Origin of the sequence: Paenibacillus sp. FSL K6-2859 (genome assembly GCF_038008265.1) — a bacterium.
Lineage (GTDB): Bacteria > Bacillota > Bacilli > Paenibacillales > Paenibacillaceae > Paenibacillus_AQ > Paenibacillus_AQ nitricinens.
The window spans coordinates 4900042-4924334 of record NZ_JBBOYU010000001.1; the positions used below are offsets into that span (position 1 = coordinate 4900042).

General features: G+C 34.3%; 27 protein-coding genes and 3 pseudogenes. 6 read left to right on the top strand and 24 right to left on the bottom strand.

What is annotated here, in order from left to right; translation table 11 throughout:
- Positions 1 to 38: 38 nt before the first annotated feature.
- Positions 39 to 950 carry a LysR family transcriptional regulator gene (locus MHB64_RS21970; RefSeq protein ID WP_341135369.1) on the bottom strand — a complete coding sequence of 304 codons (912 nt, stop codon included), beginning with the start codon at positions 948 to 950 and terminating at the stop codon, positions 39 to 41.
- Positions 951 to 1113: 163 nt separating this feature from the next.
- Here MHB64_RS21970 and MHB64_RS21975 point away from each other — a divergent pair, with 163 nt between their 5' ends.
- Positions 1114 to 1863 carry an SDR family NAD(P)-dependent oxidoreductase gene (locus MHB64_RS21975; protein WP_341135370.1) on the top strand — a complete coding sequence of 250 codons (750 nt, stop codon included), beginning with the start codon at positions 1114 to 1116 and terminating at the stop codon, positions 1861 to 1863.
- 68 nt (positions 1864 to 1931) lie between these two features.
- Here the strand turns inward: MHB64_RS21975 and MHB64_RS21980 are convergent, their stop codons facing one another.
- The 3 genes from MHB64_RS21980 to MHB64_RS21990 all read right to left on the bottom strand — a co-directional run bounded on the left by MHB64_RS21980 (position 1932) and on the right by MHB64_RS21990 (position 2969).
- Complete coding sequence (locus MHB64_RS21980; protein WP_094873632.1) at positions 1932 to 2222, bottom strand: MazG nucleotide pyrophosphohydrolase domain-containing protein; 291 nt, start codon at positions 2220 to 2222, stop codon at positions 1932 to 1934.
- 129 nt (positions 2223 to 2351) lie between these two features.
- Positions 2352 to 2477 carry a hypothetical protein gene (locus tag MHB64_RS21985; protein ID WP_341135371.1) on the bottom strand — a complete coding sequence of 42 codons (126 nt, stop codon included), beginning with the start codon at positions 2475 to 2477 and terminating at the stop codon, positions 2352 to 2354.
- A gap of 3 nt (positions 2478 to 2480) precedes the next feature.
- Positions 2481 to 2969, bottom strand: coding sequence for a hypothetical protein (locus tag MHB64_RS21990; protein ID WP_094873634.1), 489 nt, complete (start codon positions 2967 to 2969; stop codon positions 2481 to 2483).
- 310 nt (positions 2970 to 3279) lie between these two features.
- Between MHB64_RS21990 and MHB64_RS21995 the strand changes: the two genes are divergently transcribed.
- Positions 3280 to 5022, top strand: coding sequence for an ABC-F family ATP-binding cassette domain-containing protein (locus MHB64_RS21995; protein ID WP_341135372.1), 1743 nt, complete (start codon positions 3280 to 3282; stop codon positions 5020 to 5022).
- A 206-nt stretch (positions 5023 to 5228) separates the two neighbouring features.
- Here MHB64_RS21995 and MHB64_RS22000 read toward each other — a convergent pair whose 3' ends face one another.
- The 3 genes and pseudogenes from MHB64_RS22000 to MHB64_RS22010 all read right to left on the bottom strand — a co-directional run bounded on the left by MHB64_RS22000 (position 5229) and on the right by MHB64_RS22010 (position 7134).
- Positions 5229 to 5822, bottom strand: a complete 594-nt coding sequence (locus MHB64_RS22000; RefSeq protein ID WP_094873638.1) for a hypothetical protein — start codon at positions 5820 to 5822, stop codon at positions 5229 to 5231.
- Between the two features lie 339 nt (positions 5823 to 6161).
- Positions 6162 to 6386 (bottom strand): annotated as a pseudogene (locus MHB64_RS22005) (sporulation initiation factor Spo0A C-terminal domain-containing protein); the annotation flags it as partial.
- Between the two features lie 331 nt (positions 6387 to 6717).
- Positions 6718 to 7134 (bottom strand): hypothetical protein, encoded by a 417-nt coding sequence (locus MHB64_RS22010; protein ID WP_341135373.1) that lies wholly within the window; start codon positions 7132 to 7134, stop codon positions 6718 to 6720.
- Between the two features lie 156 nt (positions 7135 to 7290).
- On the opposite strand from MHB64_RS22010, the gene MHB64_RS22015 reads away from it, so the two are divergent.
- Positions 7291 to 7545, top strand: coding sequence for a helix-turn-helix domain-containing protein (locus tag MHB64_RS22015; protein ID WP_341135374.1), 255 nt, complete (start codon positions 7291 to 7293; stop codon positions 7543 to 7545).
- A gap of 49 nt (positions 7546 to 7594) precedes the next feature.
- On the opposite strand, the gene MHB64_RS22020 is transcribed toward MHB64_RS22015, so the two are convergent.
- From MHB64_RS22020 to MHB64_RS22050, 7 genes are all read right to left on the bottom strand, one after another.
- On the bottom strand, positions 7595 to 7747 hold the full coding sequence (locus tag MHB64_RS22020; RefSeq protein WP_341135375.1) for a hypothetical protein: 153 nt from the start codon (positions 7745 to 7747) through the stop codon (positions 7595 to 7597).
- 218 nt (positions 7748 to 7965) lie between these two features.
- The gene (locus MHB64_RS22025) at positions 7966 to 8184 is read right to left on the bottom strand and encodes a hypothetical protein (protein WP_341135376.1); all 219 of its coding nucleotides are present in this window, start codon (positions 8182 to 8184) and stop codon (positions 7966 to 7968) included.
- 285 nt (positions 8185 to 8469) lie between these two features.
- Positions 8470 to 9489 carry a hypothetical protein gene (locus MHB64_RS22030; RefSeq protein ID WP_341135377.1) on the bottom strand — a complete coding sequence of 340 codons (1020 nt, stop codon included), beginning with the start codon at positions 9487 to 9489 and terminating at the stop codon, positions 8470 to 8472.
- Complete coding sequence (locus tag MHB64_RS22035) at positions 9486 to 12476, bottom strand: metallophosphoesterase (RefSeq protein ID WP_341135378.1); 2991 nt, start codon at positions 12474 to 12476, stop codon at positions 9486 to 9488. The genes MHB64_RS22030 and MHB64_RS22035 overlap by 4 nt, the downstream gene beginning before the upstream one ends.
- Positions 12477 to 12505: 29 nt before the next feature.
- Positions 12506 to 12862, bottom strand: a complete 357-nt coding sequence (locus MHB64_RS22040) for a hypothetical protein (protein ID WP_076193142.1) — start codon at positions 12860 to 12862, stop codon at positions 12506 to 12508.
- 50 nt (positions 12863 to 12912) lie between these two features.
- On the bottom strand, positions 12913 to 14745 hold the full coding sequence (locus tag MHB64_RS22045) for an AAA family ATPase (RefSeq protein WP_341135379.1): 1833 nt from the start codon (positions 14743 to 14745) through the stop codon (positions 12913 to 12915).
- Between the two features lie 460 nt (positions 14746 to 15205).
- Complete coding sequence (locus MHB64_RS22050; protein ID WP_341135380.1) at positions 15206 to 15412, bottom strand: helix-turn-helix domain-containing protein; 207 nt, start codon at positions 15410 to 15412, stop codon at positions 15206 to 15208.
- 161 nt (positions 15413 to 15573) lie between these two features.
- Between MHB64_RS22050 and MHB64_RS22055 the strand changes: the two genes are divergently transcribed.
- Positions 15574 to 15888, top strand: coding sequence for a hypothetical protein (locus MHB64_RS22055; protein ID WP_341135381.1), 315 nt, complete (start codon positions 15574 to 15576; stop codon positions 15886 to 15888).
- A gap of 55 nt (positions 15889 to 15943) precedes the next feature.
- Here MHB64_RS22055 and MHB64_RS22060 read toward each other — a convergent pair whose 3' ends face one another.
- From MHB64_RS22060 to MHB64_RS22070, 3 genes and pseudogenes are all read right to left on the bottom strand, one after another.
- Positions 15944 to 16483 (bottom strand): type II toxin-antitoxin system PemK/MazF family toxin, encoded by a 540-nt coding sequence (locus MHB64_RS22060; RefSeq protein ID WP_341135382.1) that lies wholly within the window; start codon positions 16481 to 16483, stop codon positions 15944 to 15946.
- Between the two features lie 45 nt (positions 16484 to 16528).
- Positions 16529 to 16795: pseudogene (locus MHB64_RS22065) on the bottom strand (Rha family transcriptional regulator); the annotation flags it as partial.
- 60 nt (positions 16796 to 16855) lie between these two features.
- Positions 16856 to 17494, bottom strand: a complete 639-nt coding sequence (locus MHB64_RS22070; protein ID WP_341135383.1) for a DUF1643 domain-containing protein — start codon at positions 17492 to 17494, stop codon at positions 16856 to 16858.
- A 35-nt stretch (positions 17495 to 17529) separates the two neighbouring features.
- Here MHB64_RS22070 and MHB64_RS22075 point away from each other — a divergent pair.
- A pseudogene (locus MHB64_RS22075) lies at positions 17530 to 17832 on the top strand (BRO-N domain-containing protein); the annotation flags it as partial.
- Positions 17833 to 17864: 32 nt separating this feature from the next.
- On the opposite strand, the gene MHB64_RS22080 reads toward MHB64_RS22075, so the two are convergent.
- Both MHB64_RS22080 and MHB64_RS22085 read right to left on the bottom strand, forming a co-directional pair.
- On the bottom strand, positions 17865 to 18596 hold the full coding sequence (locus MHB64_RS22080) for a hypothetical protein (protein WP_341136143.1): 732 nt from the start codon (positions 18594 to 18596) through the stop codon (positions 17865 to 17867).
- A gap of 93 nt (positions 18597 to 18689) precedes the next feature.
- Positions 18690 to 19082: a DUF6979 family protein gene (locus tag MHB64_RS22085; protein ID WP_341135384.1), complete on the bottom strand. Its 393-nt coding sequence runs from the start codon at positions 19080 to 19082 to the stop codon at positions 18690 to 18692.
- A gap of 275 nt (positions 19083 to 19357) precedes the next feature.
- Here MHB64_RS22085 and MHB64_RS22090 point away from each other — a divergent pair, with 275 nt between their 5' ends.
- Positions 19358 to 20065 (top strand): hypothetical protein, encoded by a 708-nt coding sequence (locus MHB64_RS22090; RefSeq protein WP_341135385.1) that lies wholly within the window; start codon positions 19358 to 19360, stop codon positions 20063 to 20065.
- 505 nt (positions 20066 to 20570) lie between these two features.
- Here the strand turns inward: MHB64_RS22090 and MHB64_RS22095 are convergent.
- From MHB64_RS22095 to MHB64_RS22115, 5 genes are all read right to left on the bottom strand, one after another.
- Positions 20571 to 21731, bottom strand: a complete 1161-nt coding sequence (locus tag MHB64_RS22095) for a hypothetical protein (RefSeq protein WP_341135386.1) — start codon at positions 21729 to 21731, stop codon at positions 20571 to 20573.
- Between the two features lie 59 nt (positions 21732 to 21790).
- Positions 21791 to 21991 (bottom strand): hypothetical protein, encoded by a 201-nt coding sequence (locus MHB64_RS22100; RefSeq protein ID WP_076193349.1) that lies wholly within the window; start codon positions 21989 to 21991, stop codon positions 21791 to 21793.
- 112 nt (positions 21992 to 22103) lie between these two features.
- The gene (locus MHB64_RS22105) at positions 22104 to 22622 is read right to left on the bottom strand and encodes a hypothetical protein (RefSeq protein WP_340392477.1); all 519 of its coding nucleotides are present in this window, start codon (positions 22620 to 22622) and stop codon (positions 22104 to 22106) included.
- On the bottom strand, positions 22597 to 23331 hold the full coding sequence (locus tag MHB64_RS22110) for a hypothetical protein (RefSeq protein ID WP_340392478.1): 735 nt from the start codon (positions 23329 to 23331) through the stop codon (positions 22597 to 22599). The genes MHB64_RS22105 and MHB64_RS22110 overlap by 26 nt, the downstream gene beginning before the upstream one ends.
- On the bottom strand, positions 23328 to 23945 hold the full coding sequence (locus MHB64_RS22115; protein ID WP_341135387.1) for a hypothetical protein: 618 nt from the start codon (positions 23943 to 23945) through the stop codon (positions 23328 to 23330). The genes MHB64_RS22110 and MHB64_RS22115 overlap by 4 nt, the downstream gene beginning before the upstream one ends.
- Between the last annotated feature and the right edge of the window lie 348 nt (positions 23946 to 24293).

Below are 24293 nucleotides of genomic sequence, written 5' to 3' on the forward strand. Positions count from 1 at the left end.
AAGCGTAAAGGTTAGATAAAATTTACCAAGGCATACTGTTAACTTCTTCTAATCCCCTCCTCAAATTCATGTTTCAACCTGTTGATGAATCTTCTGACCGTTTTCGATCCTTGTTTAGAAGCTGAAACAATGGACCCCGGAGTATTATGATCTGGTGATCGTAGCTCGATTGTCTTCATAATCTTCTGAGAACCCTCAAATGTTTTTAGAAAAGAATAATCCATCCCAATCGTGATCGCGAGTCCTGACGCCACTGCATTGTCAATGGCACGGGTGTTATTGCTTGTAAAAAGAATATTCATCGGCCCGACTTTCAGTAAATAACGCTCCACAAAGTCCTGTATGTAATGATCATCGTATAAAACCAACGTCTGGCCTACTAACTGTTCGGGCGTAATTATTGTATTTAAAGCTAGTGGTGATTGAGGATGTACGCCTACAACAATCTTACCTTCCATTAATTCCTCGAATAAGACCCCTTTATGTTTCTCTGATAAACCCTCTGGCGAGACCATCAGTCCGATATCCATTTCATCCTGAAGCACATTATCCAGAATTTCTTTAGGTCCCTTTTCAAAAATCTCTATATTCACATTTGGAAAATCCGCTTTAAAACCGGATACGACCTTCACGATTAGGTGCATAGGTCCCGGAATCGTAGCAATCTTCAAATGACCACTAAGCGCATCACTGTAGATCTGTGCTTCAGCTTTTAATTCATTTACTTTCATCAAGACTTCATTTGCTTTGCTGATAATAGCTTGTCCCTCTGCTGTAGGAACTGCTCGTTGGCCTCGCGAACGAATGAACAAAGTAACTCCAAGCTCCGCTTCCAGCAGTGTTATGGACTGGCTTATGGCAGACAGGGTAATATGACGATTCTGAGCAGCTTTGGTTAGTGAACCAATCTTTGCGACTTCTACGATATTTTCGCATTGCTCTAAATTCATTTGAATCACTCCCTAAGTTAATATTTACTTAACACCTATTAAATTTACTTAAATTTTAATTAATTTAGACAAGTGCTACAATGTAAATAAGTTAGTAAATAACCTTTTCACCTTATAAACCTATATTTCTAGTATAACTATATTTCTCGAGGAGGAGTCCCAAATGACAGACAAAAGAGTAGCCGTAATTACAGGTGGAGCCAGTGGAATCGGGAAACAAACCGCAATTAAATTTGCAAGTAAAGGTGATCAAGTGGTCGTTGCCGATTTCAATCAACAATTAGGTGAAGAAACGGTCGCACAGATTATCAAGGATGGTGGCGAAGCTATTTTCGTAAAAACGGATGTTTCAAAATACGAAGAGGTAGAAGCACTGGTTGAGAAAACCATTGCCACATATGGAAGAATTGATGTTATGTTCAACAATGCCGGGATCGGCCGCGTCACTCCTGTACTAGACCAAGACCTTAAGGATTATCATAGTGTTATTAATGTCAATCAGCATGGTGTTGCCCACGGTATTATCGCAGCAGGTAAAAAAATGCGTGAGCTCGGCATCAAAGGGGTCATCATCAATACAGCTTCTGTATTTGGATTCCTAGCTTCCCCAGGTACATTCGCATATCACGCTTCTAAAGGTGCGGTCATTATGATGACTAAATCCGCAGCACTTGAAATGTCCGTTCATGGCATCCGCGTGCTTGCCGTTGCGCCAGGCGCTGTAGATACGCCTATTATCCAAGGATATAAAGATCAAGGAATGGTCGACCAGATGAAGAGCAAAGTAATGGGTAACAAATTAACATTGCCTGAACAAGTTGCAGACACTGTATACTTGCTCTCCTTACCAGAAGCTAGTGCAATTAACGGTAGTGTTGTAATGGCTGATGAAGGTTATGCTTCATTTAAATAAAATTTTTTAGGCAAAAAAGTCCAAGGCTTCCCTTCAAGGGAGGTCCTTGGACTTTTTATCGTATTCAATTATTCCCAGGACCGCTCCTCATTGATCTCAAGCTTACGTTTAAAAGCCTGCTCCAGATCAATGCCTAGCTTATTGGCTAAATCAAAAATATTCCACACTACATCGTACATTTCAAATCCCAAGTTTTCTTTCTTCTCTGCACCGGGGTCGAAGGATACGGATAGCACTTCTTTGGACAATTCCCCTACTTCAGTCATTAAGTACAGCATTCTCTGCTCGATGGAGCTCGTGTCAAAACCTTTGGTTTCACTGAACTTCTTCACATACTGTTGAAACTCAGATGTATTCATTTCGTTACGCCTCGCTTTTAGGGTATAAAGTTATGTAAAGTAATTAGTTCTGCTATTTCTCTAATTATCATCCTTTTGGTCAAAGAACACAACCTCCTCAACGCGCTGATATTAACGCCATTATTGCGTCTAACTCCGCCTGATATATCGGTCATTCCACCACACAATCCGCAGGTTCGCAGCCAATTTCGTCGTCGAATGTTTGAGTACGGATAAGCCGCACCAGTAATGGCGAGACTCTTCGTCATTACTCATTTATTATTCGCCAAGTTGCTCCTTGAGCTGCGCAATTTCTGTTTCCATGAAGGCAACACGTTTATTCAACTCCGCGATATAGTTTCTTCGAGCCTCTTGGTCTGCTGCGCTTGTTAGGTCGGCCGCAGTAGTTTCCACCAGTTGGATGGCTTCTTTGAGAACTTGAACGCTTGATTCTGCCCCTGCCAATCTTTCCCGGAGTTTAGCAGCTGCAATACTTGCTTTTAGTGCTGCCTTCTCAGTCTCCTTACTCTCCAATATTATCGTCTTTCCTTCAACCGTTAACCCTGCTCCGGTCGCTTCGGACATCGTGCGCACAGGTACGTAGGCCGAGTTATTTACTACAATCGCATCTGCAATCTTCTTTCCGTCTTGTTTTATCGTATACATTCCGGAAACTTTAGCGCCAATTAACGACGAGCTCGCTGCGAATCCTATTGAACCACCAAGTAACAACGCGGCTGCTACAATTCCTACTATTTTCTTCTTCATGTCTACGACCTCCTGAATTTATTATTCTTCCAATTATAACCAATGGATTCGTAACATGAAAGATATACTAAGAGACTCTGCCACAGCCAACACAACTACTGGCCGTATGTAATCTTGCTATAAGAAGCCATCTGAGTATGTCTGATTCTATTTTTCTAAGTTGTGTTTTTCGATTTCACAAACAACTTTATTTCGAAATGATTGAAGTTGTATGTAAACAGTGTTACTCTATCAACGGTAAACTCAAAATCTATGATCTTCAATCCTTCTATTCATATTCACTAATTTAGTTATAAAGAAAGGTAATACTATGATAAAAGTTGATAACTTATCCTTCGCATTTCCGCAAAAAGAACTATATAAAAACATTTCATTTACGTTAGAAGAAGCACAACATTGCGCTTTTATAGGAACAAGTGGCAGTGGTAAAAGTACACTGATCGATATACTGATGGATCCAGAAAAATATTTGTTCGAAGGCAAGCTAGAAATTGACCCAACCTGCAAAATTGGATATGTAAGTCAGTTCTCACAAGTAGACAGAACTAAAGAAACAACCGTTTTTGAATATATAGGAGAAGAATTTATTAAGATACAAAATGAAATAACAGGTATTCTCAGTGAAATGGAAACATCATCAGATATTGATTCATTACTCGAAAAGTATCAATTAGCTCTAGATGCCTTTGATTTAATGGATGGAAATGATTTTGAAAGCAATATTAATAAGAAACTAAATTTGGCCAACCTTTTAAAGCTAAAAGATGCTAGGGTATCCGACCTAAGTGGTGGGGAATTCAAGCTTATTCAAGTGATGAAGGAAATGCTCACTAGTCCAGACTTAATGATTATGGATGAGCCCGATGTATTTTTAGATTTTGAAAATCTAAATGCACTTAAAAATCTTATTAATGCTCACAAAGGAATATTGCTAGTTGTTACGCATAACCGTTATCTATTGAATCATTGTTTTAACAAAATTATACACCTTGAAAACATGGAGATCCAAGAGTTCGATGGGCGATATATTGAGTATAACTTCTCATTACTTCAGACAAAAATTGAGTTACAAGAAATCGCAGTCGCTGAACAAGAAGAAATTGAGAGATACGATGACATTATTGATAATCTTAGAGCGATCGCAACCTATAATTCAGAAGCATCTAGAGGGAGAGCGTTAAAAGCTAGGGTTAAGTTTCAAGAAAGATTGGAAGCGCGAAAAATTAAAGCGCCATTCGTTGATATAAAGCAACCGGAAATCAGTTTTGGTGTGGACAATGAAATTGAAGAAGACATCACTGTTTTAAATGTGAATAATTATAGTGTTTCCTTTGATGAGTTGATTTTAGAAAATGTTAACTTTGAGATGAAACCTACAGATAAAGTAGCCCTTATCGGTCCAAACGGTACCGGAAAAACGACTTTACTCCGAGATATCTTTAAAAATAATCATGATTCAATTGAAATAAATTCTAATATTAAAGTGGCTTATCTTTCTCAGCTTCAAGACGAAGTGCTAAAGGATTCTAATACCATACTAGAAGACTTCATCGATGCTGGGTTTGCAACTTATGATGAGATTAGAGCACATCTTTCAAACTATGGCTTTGAAGGAGAAATTCTTAATCAAAAGGTAGAATCTTTATCCGGTGGCGAAAAAAATATACTGCAATTGGCAAAAGTTTCTGCTAGCAAAGCAAACTTATTGCTTCTTGATGAACCGACAAGCCATTTAGACACCTATACACAAATCGCACTGGAGAAAGCCATTGAAGATTATAAAGGTGCGATTCTCATGATTTCTCATGATTTCTATTCTGTAGTAAATGGTATGGATTATGTATTAATCATTGACGATAAGACGATTAGAAAAATGAGTATGCGAAAATTCAGAAAGATGATTTATGCCAGTCATTTTGATAAAGACTATTTAGAAAATGAACAAAATAAAAAAGCAGTTGAAACGAAAATAGAATTGGCATTAAAAGACAATAATTTTGAACTTGCAAAAGGTATGGTTGACGAGCTAGAAGAGCTGATTAAGCTGCTTTAAACTACAACCCTCTGGTGGGAAAATGTCTAAAAAAAAGACACTGATGAATAAGATCTCAGTGTCTTTTTGCTGCATTATACCGAGCATACGTTTTTTGATAAGGAAATATTTTCTAACTATTCATTTTAAATTACTACCAAATTTAAAATACAACGCAAATAATAAACGCCATTCCATATCAACGGTATTTTCAGAATCGCATTCATTTAATCAGTAATTTTTTTAAGCTCAAAAATAGTTGCCTCTGATAATAAGATAAGCCTATCGTTATTAACAACAAAAAAACTTAAAGGTATTCCAAGGTTTGTAGAAGGGTCACTTATATTTATTACTTTTACTACATCATTTATATTTAAGTCTGGGATATCTATTTTATATAATCTATAAAAAGAGTCAGAGTTATAACATGTCGCTGTAATCTCATATAATGGTTTTTTTAGTTCATATTGATAAACACTATAGTTTTTAAGTCCTTTTGATGAAAAAAAGTCTTTTTTGATGATAATTTCATCGCCAATGAATTTTTGCCCTGTTGGATATTCAGAAGCATCATTATATGAATTTGCAAAACCTAAAAGCTTCGCAACTTTCCAAGTTCCATAGAAATCTTTTTCAGTTTCACTATCCAAATTTATACTTTCTTGAGCACAATATACGGATGTGTTTTTTGGAATAATAGACTCATCCGTTTCAGATTTAGGCTCACTAAAAGGATTTGGATTTGATGTCATTTCAACATTTCCATTAGCCGATGCTAACATCAACATTATCATAATACAAACCAATAATATTTTTTCCACATTTCACACTCCCACTATTTTTTCAAGTTCATATGTCTCCTTCTAAATTAAATATTTGTTTTATCAGATGCTAAATTGTTCCATTAAATAATCTCTATAATCAACTCTATTGAAGAAAGTTAACTGTTCATGTGCTTCTAATTCATTTTACACAGCCATAAACAAACACTCCTCCATTGGATTTACCGAACCCAATAAAGGAGTGAAATTTATACTTATACAAAGAAGAAATTGATTGGCTTTAAATTACCCAAAAAAGAAGTTTGTAGGCAAAATTGTTTTAGCCTAAACACCTACAAGCAACCCACAATCCCTTACCACGCACTGCCCCTAACCCTTTCAACTAACCTTATGCTCAATCCGCAGCTTGTCGGCTACCATGGCAATAAATTCCGAGTTAGTAGGCTTAGATTTGGAGATATTAATGGTGTAGCCGAATAAATGGCTGATGGAGTCGATGTTGCCACGGGTCCAGGCCACTTCAATCGCATGGCGAATGGCGCGTTCTACGCGTGAAGGGGTGGTCTTGAACTTCTCAGCAATGGCTGGATAGAGTGTTTTTGTACCGATATTATTTTGAGCTATTTCCACTATTTATCGGGTTTCCTTCTTAACATTTATTGCCTTTATCGATTTACAAAACCAGAGTATCATATCACATGTTTTTAATCCAGTCCCCTAATGATATCCATCATGTTTGAAAAAGAGAGCGTTTATGAACAACGCACCTCACTTCAACACAAAAAGCCATGGAATCATCCATAGCTCTTTAGCTTTAGTTACCTTACTTCTTAATGTAATTTAAACCAACACAGGACTTGCTCTCTTTGCTGCTTTAAGCGCAATTACTGATCCCTAATAAAACTATATTGTCCACTGTTGAGATTCTTTAAATCTATTTCCCGAACGCAGGAGACTCATCTCTCTTTTTTTGCTGCTCTTTTGCATCCCATTTCATAAAATCATTATATTCCTTTTCCGTTATGTCATTGAAATTCTTTTTTTCATTATTAGGTTCAATCATCGCTGAACAACCTTTGAATACAAATATAACGACAACTATAAAGAATATTATTCCTATAGTCCCTTTTATCATTATGTATGCATCAGCTAGTCTATCTTTTGTACGACTACTAATTACTTTCTCCCATTTGGCAGCATTTGAAATATTTCCACATCTACAAGTAACTGTTTTCACTAATTGGTATCCTTGTGTCGTTTTATTGAAGCCTGGATACTCAATCACATGTTGCTGTGAACACCTTGTACAAGATATTACAAGAAAATCATTTTGTTGACGTACAATTTTCATTTCTTCTCCACCTTGTGTAATCAGTTTTTAAGTTTACTAAGGTTATCTTATCCAATCATATCATCTTTAAATGTTATTTTAAACCATTTTGTGTAGTATACCAGACCTTTTTTATATACTATATTTCGGATAATAGGTGTAAAAGGAGTCCTTCCTTTGCCACTTGAAGCTGTATTCGGAAAAGTAATAAAAAGTATTCGTATTAATAAGAACATCACCCAAGCCCAACTTGCTGTAGATAGCACATTGGAACGCAGCTATATCTCAGAACTTGAGAATGGTAAATACCAGCCAACTTTAACTAGCTTGTTTGATATTGCTAGGGGCTTGGATATAAAGCCATCCGATTTAGTGAGACTTGTGGAGATAGAATTTGAAAGACAGAATCAATCTAATCGGACACAATACTAAATAAAAAGGCATTCGGATGATTTATCTAAATGCCTTCTCTCCCATCTTTTTATGGTAAGAAAAACGAAGATACTTTTTTATAAAACTCTTTCTCCCATTCTGTTGTGCGGACAAATAATAGAATAGAGCCTACGGCGATCGCCCCTATACCTGTTTCTGCTTCACCTGCAAATTTAAACATATCTACGCTCAAATCCATCATCCCAGATACTGAAGTTTTAAGATATGTTTCAGCATCAAAGTTTGGAAGAGCCTCAGGGTTATTGATGATTTCAGTTGCTGGGGACCAAACCTACTAATATCATAATCAAAGCAATAATTCTTCTTGGGGTTAATTGTTTATTCATTTCCATTCCTCCACTGTTAAAGTTAACCATGCCTATGGTACGATCAATATTTATCCAGCGTTTCAATATGTTATCATTTTTTGAATTCATAGACCTTCGTCGCTCTACCTTTTAGCAAAGTAATATTACTCCGCGGATAATAACATCCTTGCATCGTTTTAATTGTTTCCGCGTTAAAGCTGGCGATTAAGCATCTCTCCTCTAGTTCGCCATTCATCCATATTTCTAAAATCTGTTGCTGTTCTTTACATCGTAGCAACTCGTTATTGCTTGTAATCTTCTGACCTATCATTTTTGTCACTCCTTCCTTACAAACGAAAAAAAAAGCACATACTAAATCAAAGACTAAAAGTCTAAGAATTAGCAGTGCTTCTGCGTTTGGTAGTATATTGAGTTTATAATCATTTCTTAACTAGACTATATCAAAAAAGAATCTAATTGTAAATATAACCCATGTAATATTTTTCATCTGCGCTGTCCTGAAGTGCCCCCTACCTGACGAGTAATCAAAAGAATTTTAGAGGTTTTAACTCCCCCCCCCACCTCCTAAAAAAAGCCTTCATTATGAAGGCTCTCTTTACTCCAGTATTCTATATCTAATTCCGACCTTTACATTATCAACAGCAACAATCTCCAATTCATTTTTCTTATCGAAATTTATCAAAGCATAATTATTATAATTACCTTTTTTCACACCCATGTATTTTATTCCATTAAACCCTATTTCTTTGCAACAATCCGAAATATAATTTGATAATAAATATTCGAATTTTAATGTCTTTAGGTCGTGTGGAGATTCAGAAAGAAATCTACCGAAATCACCCATAAAGTTACTCAAATCCAATATTTTTAGTTGTTGGGTTATTTTTATAGTTGCAATATCTAATTCCTCTTCACTAGTAAGGTTCACTTCGTAAGGAACGTATTTGATATCATCCGTTAAATATAATACTGATGTTCCTATAATATTGTATCTTCCATGAGTAGAAACTCCAAATGGCGGCTCCCACATTTGATTTTCTTCATACTTTTCAGTCCCTAGCATTCGTTTTCTACCTCTAAAAAGTTTCTTATTCTTCAACAAAAGATAATCACCATGCTCATACATAAGACTTAGTAAATCAAAAAGCTTTACACCAACATAGTGTCTATATGCTAACAAAGGACTTTTTTTTATAGTAGTTAAAAAATTAACTATCTCGAAAGATTTAATTTGAATGCCGTATTTCACCGTAAACTCATACCAATCGGACATATCTACATTTAAGTATTCATCAATATCACCTTCATTAAAAAGTAGTATTGAATTATCAAAAACTCCCTTTGGATGACTTTTTTTCTTTTCATCATACCCATATCCACACTCGTTACAATGCAGATATGGCAATACTTGTTCATGATACTTTTTAGGTATGTCACATAATTCTAAGAATGATTCTATAGAAGCCCCTTCAAAATATACTTTTTCACCTAATTCAAGTTCGCTTATTTGATTAACTTGAGTCATTTCTTGTATTATGTCACAATGGGAACAATAAGAAATGTATCTTGAAATTTCTCCCCCTAGATAGCTACATAGGAGCTTAATTAAATTCAATTCATTTTCTTCTCTAATTTCATTAAAAGATTTTCTTTAATATATTTGTGTTTATGCAATTTCAAAAACTCTTTTAAGTACTTCAAATTAGCAGTTGATTTTGAATCCGAGTATAAAAGAATAGAAATCATAGTCTCAAGTTCCGAGTATAAATTAGGTGAATTTAGCTTTTCCTTAACATCATCCTCCATTACTACATAGAGCTTTGAGCAAGAAACTAAATTTTGCAAGAAAATTTGCAAACCTACTGGTAAATAATCTATTAAAAAATTCTCAATTTCACTTAATTTCACTTCATCATTTATAACATCAGTATTTTGCGATTTATTATCTTCTAATAATAACCTTACTAAACTTATAAAAACAGAAGAACAATGTATCAATTCTTTATAGCAAGATGATTTCAAATTACCATCAGTTGTTTCTTCAGTATTCTTTAAGACTCTTGCAACTATCATCAATGACCTTTCGATTTGTTGATATGGAGTTAACTCCATATTTTCTTTTTCACTATAGACTTGGAGAGAAGCTGACATTTCCAGCCTTGTATCATTTATTTCGTCTAAAGAATCTTCTGTATCATCTTTTGTAGTATCTATTACTTCTAAAAATTCTTCACTTAAGTTTGCTGCAAGTATATTGTTTGAATTCAAAAAAATACTATCAAGATTCTTTAAAGGAGTATATGCTTCTACAATGCCTTTGAATTTTTCTAGCATTCTGTCCTTTAGTTCTAATAAAAGATTTTCTTCGTCACCCTTCACGCCAGTGTAATAATCTATTTCATCCATAAAATGTAAATATCTTTCCTGTGAAAATACTTTTTCTTTAAATCCACTTCTAAAGGTCATGTTCTTCATAAGGAAGAAACTATAGTAACATTTGAATCGAAATGATAAATAATATTCACCTTTATCAAATTCTTCAGTAAATAATCCAACCTTCTCTAATCCTATCAATATTTCATCTGCCTTAAAATCAAACCTCCTGTTGATCATGTAGGTCTGTATAAAAGAAATAAGTTGAATCCTGTTAATCCTCTTGTTTTGATCATTGAGCTCATACATTAAGTAGGCAATTTCTGAAACGAGTCTTATTTTATTTTTATAGTTAAATTCTTCTGAAAACATTTCCTTAGGTGCATGTTTTTCAAAAAGAATTTCTATAAAATTCTCTAATAATACTGAGTTATTTATAGGTGAAATGCCAGGTTGAAATTCAAAAATACATAAAAACATAGAGACTGCAAGGGGAGTTCTAGGAATATCTAATCTGTTGAAAACTTTAATTATTTCATCTAAACTGTCAGGATTATTATAATGAGGATTTAATGAGAACCAATTACTGGTCAATTCTCTAATTTGTTTAGACTTAAACAAATTGATTTGTATTGAAAACATACGAGAAAGTACCGAATAGCTTTTAAATTCTATAGGTATATCGCTACTAATTAATGAAGTAGTAGTTGCTATAACACGGACACTTTTGTGTTCTTCCAAAAATCGATTTAATGCATTTAATTTCGTCTTTATTTTTGGTATTGTAGATAATTGATCAATTAATAATACAATTTCATGATTATTTAAGAGTTCTTCAACTTTTCTTATTTTTATATTCAAAAAACGACTAATCTCAGTCTCAACTCGACTAGAAGAATTTTCCAAATCAATAAAAACTGGTATTTTTTTATACTTAAATACATTATCAGTGAATTCCATCATAAGCTTATCTAGAAGTATTGTCTTACCTGATTCCTTAGGTCCTGAGAGAAGCGTATGATGTTCTAAAGAACATATTTCATCTAGCGTATAGATTTTTTGTTTATCTTTGCTCAGTTGTGTAGTAAGTAAAGGCAATACAAATAGTTTATTTATCTCTTTAGGTGCCAAAGTTTCAGTACGGAAACTTAGTAAATGTTCACTAGTCTGAGAAAATTGCTCATTACGAATAGTCTCACATATCTCTTTAGCACTATTCAATGACTCTAATACTGTGGTATTAGGTAAATAGTAAATAGCCTTTCCTTCATCGTTTCCTAACGCTATGTTGGGACCATAAGATTTCTTTGTATGAAAATATGTTCTATTAGTAAGAACAACTTTATCGGATGTATAGTCTATGTATGCATAACCATTGGAATACGCACGATCGTCGCTACGAATTCCACCACTCCAGTTTGCTGGAGCCACAGATACTAAGAGAGTCCCTCCAAACATATTAGTTTTGTATTCGCTTTCTCCTTCATGTACATGACCACAAAACATTAAGTTGTAATATTTATGAATTAGATTCTCAACGTTTTTCTTCTCAAACTGGTTTAGCCAATCAAGTGGATGGTGAATTACTGCTAGTTTCAAATCAAGTCCTTCTAATTTTTCAATAGCATTTTCAACTTGTCTCTCACCCAACAATATTTTGCCTTTATCTTTATCACTGTCCCAGCATCTCCATGAAGAATTGAAGCAGCTTACCCCCACTCTTAAACCATCAAAATTAAATCTAAAGGTCGATGCAAAATTACTAATATCATGCCTTGTTCCAGAATAGTATGACTTTTCAAATTCTTTGAACTTTATGATTCGTTTTGATCCGTCTGTTAGATCATCATCATCAATGTATTTGTTCACATCTTCTGTACATGTCAAAGTTACATTAAGAGCTTTCTCCATACGCTCTGTATCTGCTTTTCTATCAATATCATGATTACCAGGTACAAATAAAAAAGAGTCTCTTGAAAGATTTAATTCTTCTAATATTGGTTTAATAACATAGTCTTCAAATTCTAAAAATGCTAAATCTATCTTTTCTTGCCCAAAGCTTAATCCACCTTTATCTATCAAGTCTCCTGAAAAAATAATTAAATCTATCTTTTTATCCTGATTTATTCTCGCTAAATCTTCAATTAGGGGTTTGATACAATATAGTTCAAAGTCACGCTTAGAATCTTTTGAGAAATGGAAGTCAGAAAGATGAACTACCCTTAACACATGATCACTCCCTTATACTTATTATTCATTTATTTAGTATTATCCTTATCCGAATACCATTTATCATACTCTAGCTTGCTCCTAATGCCTGCTTGGATAGCTGGTTGAATCATAGTTAGATAATAATGCCTGAATGTTGGATATTTAGGTTCAAACGCTCTAATGTATGCAGATACTCCGTATTCCTCTTTTATTTGATCCTTAAAGAAATCTGCTCGCAAATCAGTATTTAACTTTTCATCTATTGTCCCTCTTTTTTCGCAAAAATTGCAACCAACCAAAATCGATGAATATATATCATCAAGTGAATTAAAAGCTTTTCCAGTATAGATAACAAATTCTGTGTATCCATTACAAACCTTACATTCTGACATTGATAAACTCATTTTTTTCTTCCCCTCTTTTACATTCGTTTTAAATTAAAAATGATACTTGATTATTGGTTATTATCCTTAATAAACTCATATACTTTTCTAGCGAGTGCTATCGACTCTTCAGACATATCCTCAATACTGTGTATATGGCTCAAAGCTTTCTCACAAAAGTTCACTTTATTTTTAATAGTTCCTGACTTATCTCCATAATTACCTCTTCTTTTTTTGTCAACAAGATGGTCGTCTATATATTTACCAATATATTTATTTTTGTAGTCTGCTTCACTAATATTACGATTAAATACTGCTGATTTTCTCTCATAATCACTTACAACTTTCTTCAGAACATCAACACTAAGAAGGTTTTCAATTTCTTTACATTCTAAACAATAGAATCTTTCTCCAAGCTTTTCTTTTAGCCTATCCTGCCTATCTTTCTTTACGTCACTATCTTTATCTGTAATAAGAAATAGCTTTCCGCAAACTTTCTCAGCATTCATTGATTTTACTATATTTTCGACATCAGCTTCCTCATCATCAAGAAATGACCAATGCGTTATATTATTTCCACTGTACTCAACGAAAGCATAGTGATAATCCTCACGAAATTTATCATTGTCTACAGCACCTAAAGACTCCTGATAAATCTGCAAGTATTTACGCAGATAAAATCTATCAGTAATCCCTTCAACCCAAATAGTACAATTCGCTAAAAACATTGAAGAATTCTTAACCCCTAGTAGTTCCAATACATTACTGTCCTCATTACTAACGTTATCAACTATGAATTTAGCTTCTTTCTCTCGGGAATTAACAGATTCATCAAATTCTTTTTTAAACGTATACACTGAAACATAAGGAATATCTAAAGTCATATCAAGGAAATGATTAGAATGCGTGGTAATAAAAAATTGAAAATTTTCAAATTTCATAAAGGTTTCAATTAATTTCCTTTGAAGTCCTGGATGCAAATACAATTCTGGTTCTTCTATGAAAATAAGCATATTTTCACCTTCATTTAAAAACAATGGAAATGTTAAAATAATAATAGATTGGATGCCATCACCTAAGTTGTAGATTGACTTTTCATTTTCATCACCAATTTTAACAGAAACCACATCTGAATCTATATATGGAATTAGGGTAACTTCTTTTCCTTCAAAGAAAGTATCTCCTAAAAATTTTTGGAATTTCGAAACCACTTCTCTATCCGCTAATTTCCCAAGAAGCAATTTTTTTAGATCATTATACAAACTAAGTCCAGTAAATATATCAAGTTGCTCTTTATCACGGAAATAATCTTTTTTAGTTCGAAGATGATATATATCATCTTCAGACTCAAACGGTCTTAAGCCACGTAACGTAGGAATGTATATTTTCTTAAAATTGTACTGTTCAGGTTCATCACCTATAATTTTTTCAAGTTCCAGTTTGAATTTAATACCACACTCATTAAGATCACGATTTAAATTTTCATGTTGATAAAAGGTCGAAGTGTAACTACTAGTCGTAATAGAACCTTGTCCCTGCATATTGATCAATCTAACTATAAAAGATAAAATAGGTTGTAAAAAATTGATGTCCTCTTGAATAAAATCAATCTCTTCTAAATTATTACAATCTTGCAAAAATCCATTGTAATCAGCAATATTATATTTCAGGATAATCTCGTGGATATTCTTTTTCAAAGCCTCAACTAAATGATTAAACTCTAATAAATTAAAATTTGTTTTTATATAATTAGTTCCAATTTTAAATATTTCTCTTAACATTCTACTTTTACCTGAATTATTAGACCCTACAAAAATATTTATTTTAGATAAATTATCCAAAATTTCGAGTTTACGCTCTTCTTCAGATTCTAAGATGTAATAATCTTTGATTTCTTCTACCAACAAAGAGTTTATAATATACATCATCCGGCTCCTTAATTTTAATGAATTTTTTAGAATCAAACATATCCATTTTTCTCAACATTTCCACATTATAACATAATATCAAATAGATAAATTTCGTAAGCTTTTATGTATTCACTGAATATATAGAGATTAATGTATAATTGAACATAGATAAAACTTGAATTCTATCTATTCAGCTGAGGATCCATTTCCCATATTCTTATTGATAGTTTAATTTAACGTAACTAACCTTTACGCTGATTCTAAACCCAATATAAACCTATAGAATCCTTGCAGAACGAAAAAATGCACTCTGCCGCTGAATCGCTAACGAGAGAGTGCATTTTTTTTTTGATTTTTCATCGTTTTCTTTTTTTAAAATAGGACAAGTTAACGTGAATATATAACACTGCTGCGCGGAGGGTCACTGCATGATAAATATCCCCCTTAACTACTCTCACTTCTCCAATTGCATTAGCACCGATATGTCATCTATCTCCAATGCTGCCGCTATTCGCTCAATAATTCCGATGTTAAGTTCCTTGAATTTGTTATTACATAAATTAGAAATTTTAGCTTGAGTTACATTAGATAACTCGGACAACTGAACCTGAGTCATTTTTCTTTCAGTAAGAATATCCTGAAGCTTAATCCTTAATCTCATATGTTTTCCCCCTAGTTTTTTTGGAAAATATGCAGTTGACAATATACCCATATCGGTATATTGTAGCAGCCAGCCCTAGTATACATTCTTATTTGTCAACTCGCAAAGTTTAATAATATAGCCGATACATATGGGGCAATAATGAAATGAGGGATTAAATAATGATAAATATCGAAACTAAATTAGACATGACGATCACATTTCCTAATGCAAAAACAGCTTATGCCTATAAGGGCACAGTAAAGGAAATTCTCCACAACGGAGCATGGATCAAGACTAAGAAGCTAACAATCACATTCAACAAACAGGAAGCTCAACAACATGAAAACTATCGTATAGCTAATAGTGATGAAGTATTATGGTGGGCAGGTGCAAGCGGTTGTGATATGCCTGAGACAATAGAGTGCGGGGATGGACTCTTTCAATGGATTGAGCCTAGGTATGACATCGTGGAGAGCGGATTGTTTAAGATATAACGCAAACGATTAATAGCCTTCCTACACATATTAGGTGTAGGAGGGCTATTCCGACTCATTGAGTCTTATTCATTTGTCTTGCTAGGTAATCAGGATGAAAAACAATACGTAGTTGTCCATCTAAAATAGCAATCTCACGATTAAATTTATCACGAATATCGAGGGTTGCGTCATCTAATTTATGATTTGTTTTCTTTATTATATTATATGCTTTTAACCATTGCTTAAATGCTCGGTTGTATTCACTATCCTTATCATTTATCAATATTGTTCCACACTTTTCAAGAATAGCATTAAATGTTTCTTCCTCTATACTACCATAACATTCAATACAATCTTCTTTTGATAAACTGTCAAACTTATTTGATCTAATAATGGATTTTTTAAGAAGTCCTGCTTTTTTCCAGTTAAAATCAATATCGAAATTCGTTCTTTTATCCTGAGAAGTGATTTTCAGTGCTATATAATCTGAATCTCCTTGAATTACAGCTTTATCATTTGAGATAATTAAGTAAGGACGTCCATAACCTGATTTGCTATCCCAAGCTTTTATGACATCCCCTGCATTATATCTAACATTTATCTCATCATTCATCCTTCAAAATCCTCCCTAAATTAGTGGAATTAAAAACTAATCTTTTTAGTGAAACTCAATTATATAACTCTCCTTTGTTATAGCAGCATCCTTTCCGCTATAACCCATGACAAGGAAGGAGAAGCCATCTTGTGTGATGTAGTATTTAGGCAATTCCTTATTTTGTTTACTAGAGTATGAGGAAGGCACGAAATTGTGCTCTCTAAATTCTTCGCTGCAATCAAGTGATTCAATACTACGTAATACATCTGCATGTCTTTTCCTAAACACTTCCGCTATTGTCAAACTATCCGTTACTGCTTTGCCATTTTGTTCAACTACTAATTGATATAACTTTCAAATTAGGTTACGATGCTTTTCTCACTAATCCATCTATTCATGAATAATGCTAAGAAAATTTCGTTTCTTTGATAGAGTACATGGGACATATGTATCAAAATTTATACGATTTGGGTGTCTAGGACGTTTAGATTTGGTCAATGTCGTTTTATGATTTTGATTTAATGTATTTAGGATATATAATGAGTCACCTTTATTATTATTCATGATGCAATCATAAACGTAGTTCACTTCCACAGCATGGAACTTTGCTTTCATTCCTGGCGGTACATCTCCCCATGCCAAAACAATATAATCTGATGTTGAAATTCCTACCTCAATACTATTACGATTTTTATTAAGATAATCTACATAACCTGGGATAGGAGTAAGTTGATCAATAATTGATTGCAAAGAGGGGGATTTGGTTTCATATAAGCCAAATAGATTGACAATGTTCACTTTCCCTATCTCTTTTGGTTTATTAGCTTCACTCGCAGCGAACGCTATTACCCGATTTAATGTCTGATCTGATTGGATTAAATCCGCTATACTTGGATTCATCATTATGTAAGTGAGCATTTTTTCATATTTATTGTTCAATGTTATCGTCAAGCTGTACCTCGCTTCGATTCCACTTATAAGTATTTCTGATTTACACTCAACACTTTGAACTGACTCATGATACTTCATTTCCATTCACATCCTATATATTTTTAGCGCTCTGAATGAATAATAATCAATCAGCACTATCAAATGTATTAGCAAGCGTATTCTCCTACGGTAATCGTAATGTTAGAACCGTAATGATTAACAATGAACCATGGTTTGTAGCAAAAGATGTGTGTGAGGTATTAGAAATTAGTAATACTACCCAAGCTGTCAGCAGATTAGATGAAGATGAGGTGACTATGTTCAACATAGGGGGCTTATCTGGTGATACAAATATCGTTAATGAATATGGGTTGTATTCTATTATTCTAGGTAGTCGTAAAAAACAGGCTAAAGATTTCAAACGCTGGATTACACATGAAGTTATACCGTCTATCCGTAAAACTTGTGATTATTCTTTTGCTTCTTCGATACTAGCCTCATATTCACCAATACGACGAATCAACAATTTCACAAAACCCTCTACCCATAATGTATCTTCATCCGTTAAAGGTAGAAAGTTATTTCTAACTCCTTTTCTAGCAGATAACTTGTCACCTCTTGCTGACGTTAATTCTCCCAATCTGTTTAGATCATCTCTATTAACTCCATATTTATTAGAAGCATCGATTCGTCTTCCTCCTGCTATTCCCTCAATGTAGCTCAAACAAAAATATGCCATACTAAGCAACTGATCTCTTCCTTGAAGATACATTTTGTACCTAGTCCAAAGTAATTCGACATCAGGAGTTGCTATAAAATCAGCAGGAATTGTAGGATATGCTCCTCTTTCAACAGTCATCTTGGCAGACAGCCCACCTTCTCCACTTAAACTGATTTCCCCTACATAGAAATAATTTGGATCTTTATAAACGACATCAGCCGACAAAAACAAGAAATCCAGTTCACCCAAACCATATTTCAAAGCTACATCGATTTCCCAAGTTTTTAAAAACACTTCAATAGTATTCCTAGCATCTTGAACTTGAGAATAATGTTTTTTCATTTCACAAGTTAACAGTCCATCTTTCATCGACATATAAAATTCTTCTGTATGAAGTTCTATAAATGCTTCTCTTGTATATTCAATATCACTTCCTGTAATCAATTTATATGTGAGACTATTTACATGAGATTCATCCACGAAAACGCCCTCCTATAATAATTCAATTGAAATTTCAGTAACGTGCTTATCTATACTAAGAATAATTGTAAATTGAATAGAACCAACTAATTTTCACTCCAACACAATTAGCCCTTTCTCCCATAAAGCCAACACGACATCCATTTGAGAGTTATGTGATTTCTTAACGCCTTTCATAACTTCTTTCCATGAGCCATTCTTATCATTAGCCAATAAAGGATTTCCCCTCAGCAACTCTACAGCTTCAACAGCATAAGCCTTGTTCAAGCTATCCGATCTATACGTATAATTCCCCTTTGGAACGCCTCTGACTAACCCTTCCTCACACAAATCAAGGAATGTATTCCTAGGGCAACCTTTGCGTTGAGATGAAGTTCCTTCACTGAACATGTCCGAAGCAGCCTTATTCCATGCATTAGGCGGTTCCAACAATTCGCCATTCATCAATTCAACTGCCTTAATTGCGACAACACCATACTTATTCATATTCGACTCCCCCTCGAATTCTGCTAACATATATCTTTTTGTATTCCATAAATCTACAATTATAGTTATAATAGCCTATATACATACTACCATAATACAAGTTGATAGGAGCATCAAAAAGTTGGCTAGAAGACGCAAAAAAGACTCTAATTAGTAGAGCTCGCAACACAGTTGATTACACCTTGTGATATTGACTTTATACCTATGACTTGGTTCTTATCCTCACATTCTATAGCCACGGAGTTATAGAAAATTTATTAAGGAGAATTAATAATATGAGAAAATTGTTTTCCATTCTACTTCAGTTAGTAATTGCTTTTCTTATTGTTGGTGGTTTGATCACCATCTGCTATGTGGTTGGACTCAAATCCAACTCTACATTAGGAGTCATTTTCTTCTTCACTTTTATATTTGGCATTATTTTCTACTTATTTCACGATAAAAACTCATCAATACCTAAATTTTGTATAATTTTCGGTTCACTGCCAATTTGCACTTTTGGCTTTGTGGATTTCTTAAACACACAACACAAATTATTTAGTGCCACTATCGTCATGGTCGTATCTACCATCATTATCTGGTTAATGTATGTTAACAAAATTAATAAATGGAAAACTGAAAAAAATACATTAATAAATACACCACTTCCATTTGTGCAACATAATAATCAAACAACCCTTACCATTCTCAAACGGTTAGAGCAATTTGAAAGAAATAAAGAGGTAGATGATTTCATTTCACAAAAAAGTTTTGAATTATCAAAAATCAAATGGGCAGCTGCGATTATGGTTGTATTGTTCTTTGGACTAGCTACGACAATTTTAGAAATTGGAGTTCCCGAACTTATTAAACGTTTATTTAATGTAGATATTCATTCTTATTTTCCAAGTAAATTACTAAAGAATATATTCACAATTTATGGATTACTAATGGGTATCTTTTTTGGAGCACTCGATTGGGCATTTTCTAAATTTTCAAAGTAAAAACGAAGAGTCCTCTTCCTCATACACGCGTTACACAGTTGCCCATTGGTAGATAAATGGTGCAAAATGGTTATTATTATTTTTCCAATATATCCCGTATTCCTATGCACCTTAGCAAAATTCAAAGGAATTCTCCAAAGATAATAGCAGTTTGTTTAGCAGAAAAATAATAAAGAAATGGAATGGATTGATTCAAAAAATTTTATATACACTGTGTTCAAAAGCTTAACTTGGATGTTAATGCTGAGAGTGCCAACGGCACGACAGGAGCGTAGCGACAGGGTTTTAAGGTCTTGAACTTCAGAGAGCGTAAGCGAAAACACCCATACCCAAAATTACTCTCTGGTAGGTTTTTTCTTTCTTATAGTTCTTTTGTTTATACTGTCCATTCCTGAGCCCGTTTTCATCCCAAAAATGGACTAGGTAAGTTCAATAATAGGATGAAATCATCTTAAAAACGAACCTGCCTAGTCCAATAATGAGATGAATTCATCCTTAAAATGAACTAGTCCAATAAATCTGATAAATCTACCCCACCATTACTTTTCTTCTTATACACCAAGGGTTTGTTCCGAGATTCAATTTCTTCTTGTGACAACTGGATATTATTCATTTCTTCAACCCACTTCTTACCTGCACGCTCTTGCTTCATCTTTTCGTATTCCCTATGTCCTGCCGCCATAAGGCTCTTGAAGGCTTCAGGATGTGCTATTTCCAATGCAACTAGTCGCTTTTTAACATGGGCTTTCGTGGCTTCACAATTAGTGTCTAAGTAAATTGCAATGTCTTCACCTGTTAACTTGACCTTCTTATCAGGGTTCATCAGGTTCGTTTTATGAACTCGTTCATCAGTAACGTCCAAATTTGAGACCAATGCATCAACTATCCGATTCTGAGATTTAGCTAACGTTTCGTCTTTCTCTTTGCCTTCAACTTGCTCTTGACGAACTTCACGAACTCCCTTACTAACTGGAATGTACCTGCTACCTTCAGTTCTCACATTACCATTTTTGTCTGTGTAGGTCTTGCCTTGAATCTTATCGATAATATTCAATGACTGCATTTCCTTGAATATCTTACCTACAGTAGTCTTACTTTGAATGTCCATCACATTTTGCCATTCTTCATTATAAAAAATCCACTCACCTTCATTCTCTTTTCCTCTAAACATCCGATGTTCAGCGTAAATCCATGCTCTAAAGTATCTAGCGTTACCTAGACAGGATTCATAATCCTCTTGCGTTACTTGGACGAAACGATTGAACTTAAACTTATACCCTTTATCGTCTTTTTCTTCTTTCTGAATCGTATCTGCGGCATTCGGCACCTCAATTGTAATAGGTGTATCGTTTTTGTAATTAGTAGGACTAATTTTGATATAACCTCGATCTGATAGCACTGCCAGCAAACGCTTGTGCTCTGCTCTATTCTTTGTCTTATCTGCAACTAGCGGCATTTGATCACTAAGTAGAGATACTGTAGTGACTGTCCTCCCATACATCCAGGGATTTTGCGATAGCTTTGCTAGTTCAAAGTATAAATTGAAAGCGCAGTCATCTTCTTTCAGGATAAATAGCTTTGTATTATCATAATGAAACATCTGAATGGGCATGGCGACCCATGGTACTTTATTTTCTTTATTTTCTTTATTTTCTTTCTTCCCCATAATTCTCACTTCTCCTTATAATTTAACACCAATTAATCTAACACTAAGACCACTAACCATTACTGTTCATTAGAACAATAATGGCGCTGACTGAACTCCAACAATGCTCTATTCAATTCTTCAGTTCGTTTGAACTGCCAAAATTTCTGCATCGTCTTCTCATGAAGCCCTGAACAAATAAAACTAAACTCTCTATCCATACGTAGAAACTTGAATAGCTTCATGCTATAGCAATAAAAAAACTCATTTTCTGAAAACATGTCTTATCCCCTTTCATAAATGTCCAAATAAAATAAGCTTCCGTTCTCTTCACGGAAACATGTAAAAGATACTACTATTTCATACTAAACCCACTTACAATTGACTTATTTATCAAACAGCTTTATCTCTTGATGCGTTTATGCGTTGTGGCAGCATCCTTATGTTACCTATTTCATAACCTAATTCAGGATTGATTCTGTCCAATGTTGGACGATATTTGTACTTATTGAGTTTTATATACACATCCGTTTGAGCTATCCACTCGTTTCTGAAAACCTCATCATCCCATAATGCTTCTTGAAAATCTCTCACATTATCGAAACTACATCTAACGTGTTCATAGCCTTTTCGTTTATATGTAGCTCCACCTCTTTCATAAGCTGCACGACATGACTCATTTAATAAGAATTTCGCTGGGTCTTTAGCTTTCAACATCTTTGTTCTTTCTTTTTGATATTCACTTTTACACTTTTTGCAGTAGTTACCCTTCCCATCCTTTGTATTAGATTGTTTGTAATAATTGCCTAGTGGAAGAAGCTGATCACATCTACCGCATATTTTTGTATTATCTTTCATAAATATTCTCCTTTGTATATTTGATAAATCATCCAAACGTTGCAACAACGCCAATTACGGTAGCTCCTGAGAAATCTACTTTCCCTCTAAACAAGGTACTGCTATATAAAGCAGCTTCAATGATGATTGAGCCTTGTGTAGTCGTGAGAGCTAGATTTCCTGCTGTCTGCTCCAAACCACCTCTATGTTGATTTTTGTAATAAAAGTCAACAGCTGAGAAGTTCCCACTATCAATAACTACTCCATTCTTTTCATTCAGCTCATTTCTAGAAACTAATCCATTCCCAGATAACTCTATCCTGTTTGTTCCTGAATCCGCCGTTCTAATTAGTCCACCTGTAATTATAGAACCATCGATAATACCTTTGAACGTACCATCTAATGCGGTCAGTCTCCCATCCATTGTTACTTTAAAAGGTGCACTGGCAAACGTTGCATTACCTAAGTAAACCCCGTTAGAATCCGCTTTCAAAACGTTATTCCCACTACCTATAGAAATGGTTCCTCCGAATATGCTAGGAGATTCAATTGTTGTTTGAGTAATCTTAGTAGCGCTTATATAGCTTGGTAGAGTTGGAATATGCGGTTGATTTGTAACTTGCGTCCAATCGATAGTCGCATCAGGTCCCATTTTCACATTTCTACCAAGCTGAAGATTAGCAATCCCCCTCAATGTTCTAGCTTTAGTCCCACCGTTAAACGCTGCATAGGTCGTACCGCTAGAATTACTAGCTATATCATTTAAATTCAATATGACATTCATTTTGCACCTTCCAATACCAGTTCATTTGTCCCTATTTCAGATATTACGTGTATGCTAATATCTCCACCTACACTTTGTTCTTGCTCACCTATGATCCTATACGTATCCAGAACGCTCTCTATTGGACTCTGAGAATCAAAGTGTTTTGGTAGGTAGACTAATGCTCTATCTTGTCCAATACCTCGTGCAGACATCGCAGATCCGACTATAGTTCGTGGCTCAAATCTAGTTCTATGGCAATATTCAATCATCCCACATTCTTTCTTATCTAGATCATAAAAAGCTAATACAGTAGCTAAACTTGCTCCGTTCGGCATTACATCGTAGTAGGTGGGATAAGCCATAAGGAATTGTTCATGAACTCTCAAAGATTCACTTTCTACGATTTTCGCAATCTGATCAATAGGTGTAAATTCATTTACTTGCTTCGCTACCAATGAACGTAGAATCTCACAATAATCTTGCACACCAGAACAGAACATTGATACTTGGTTAGTAAGCTTAGTAAGTTTCTTATGTGAATCGCTTACAATTCTACTACCACTGGTGATGCGCCCGTCCCCACTAATAATCACGAAATTTCCTGGTTTATTAACCGCAATACATAAACTCATTTCTCATCAACTCTTTTCTCTAGGATATATTTTTTGTACATTTTAACTTTCTTGTAGTCCATATTTGCTCTTCGATTTTCGTAATTACCAATGTGGCATCTTGAGCATTTGATGTACTTAGCTAATTCCGTTAGTGTAATTCGCTTTTTCAGCCGCAGAAGTCTAAACTTTTCTTTTTCAGACACTTTCATTCTCCTTTCATTTTTTCGCAACAGAAATAAGGAGATTTGTTACAATCTCCTCCAATTAAATAAAGAAGCACTCAGACAGAGTGCCCCTCTTTGACTTATATCTATATTATACCATATAACCACTCGATTGTCAAGTATTGTAAATTTATAATAAGTT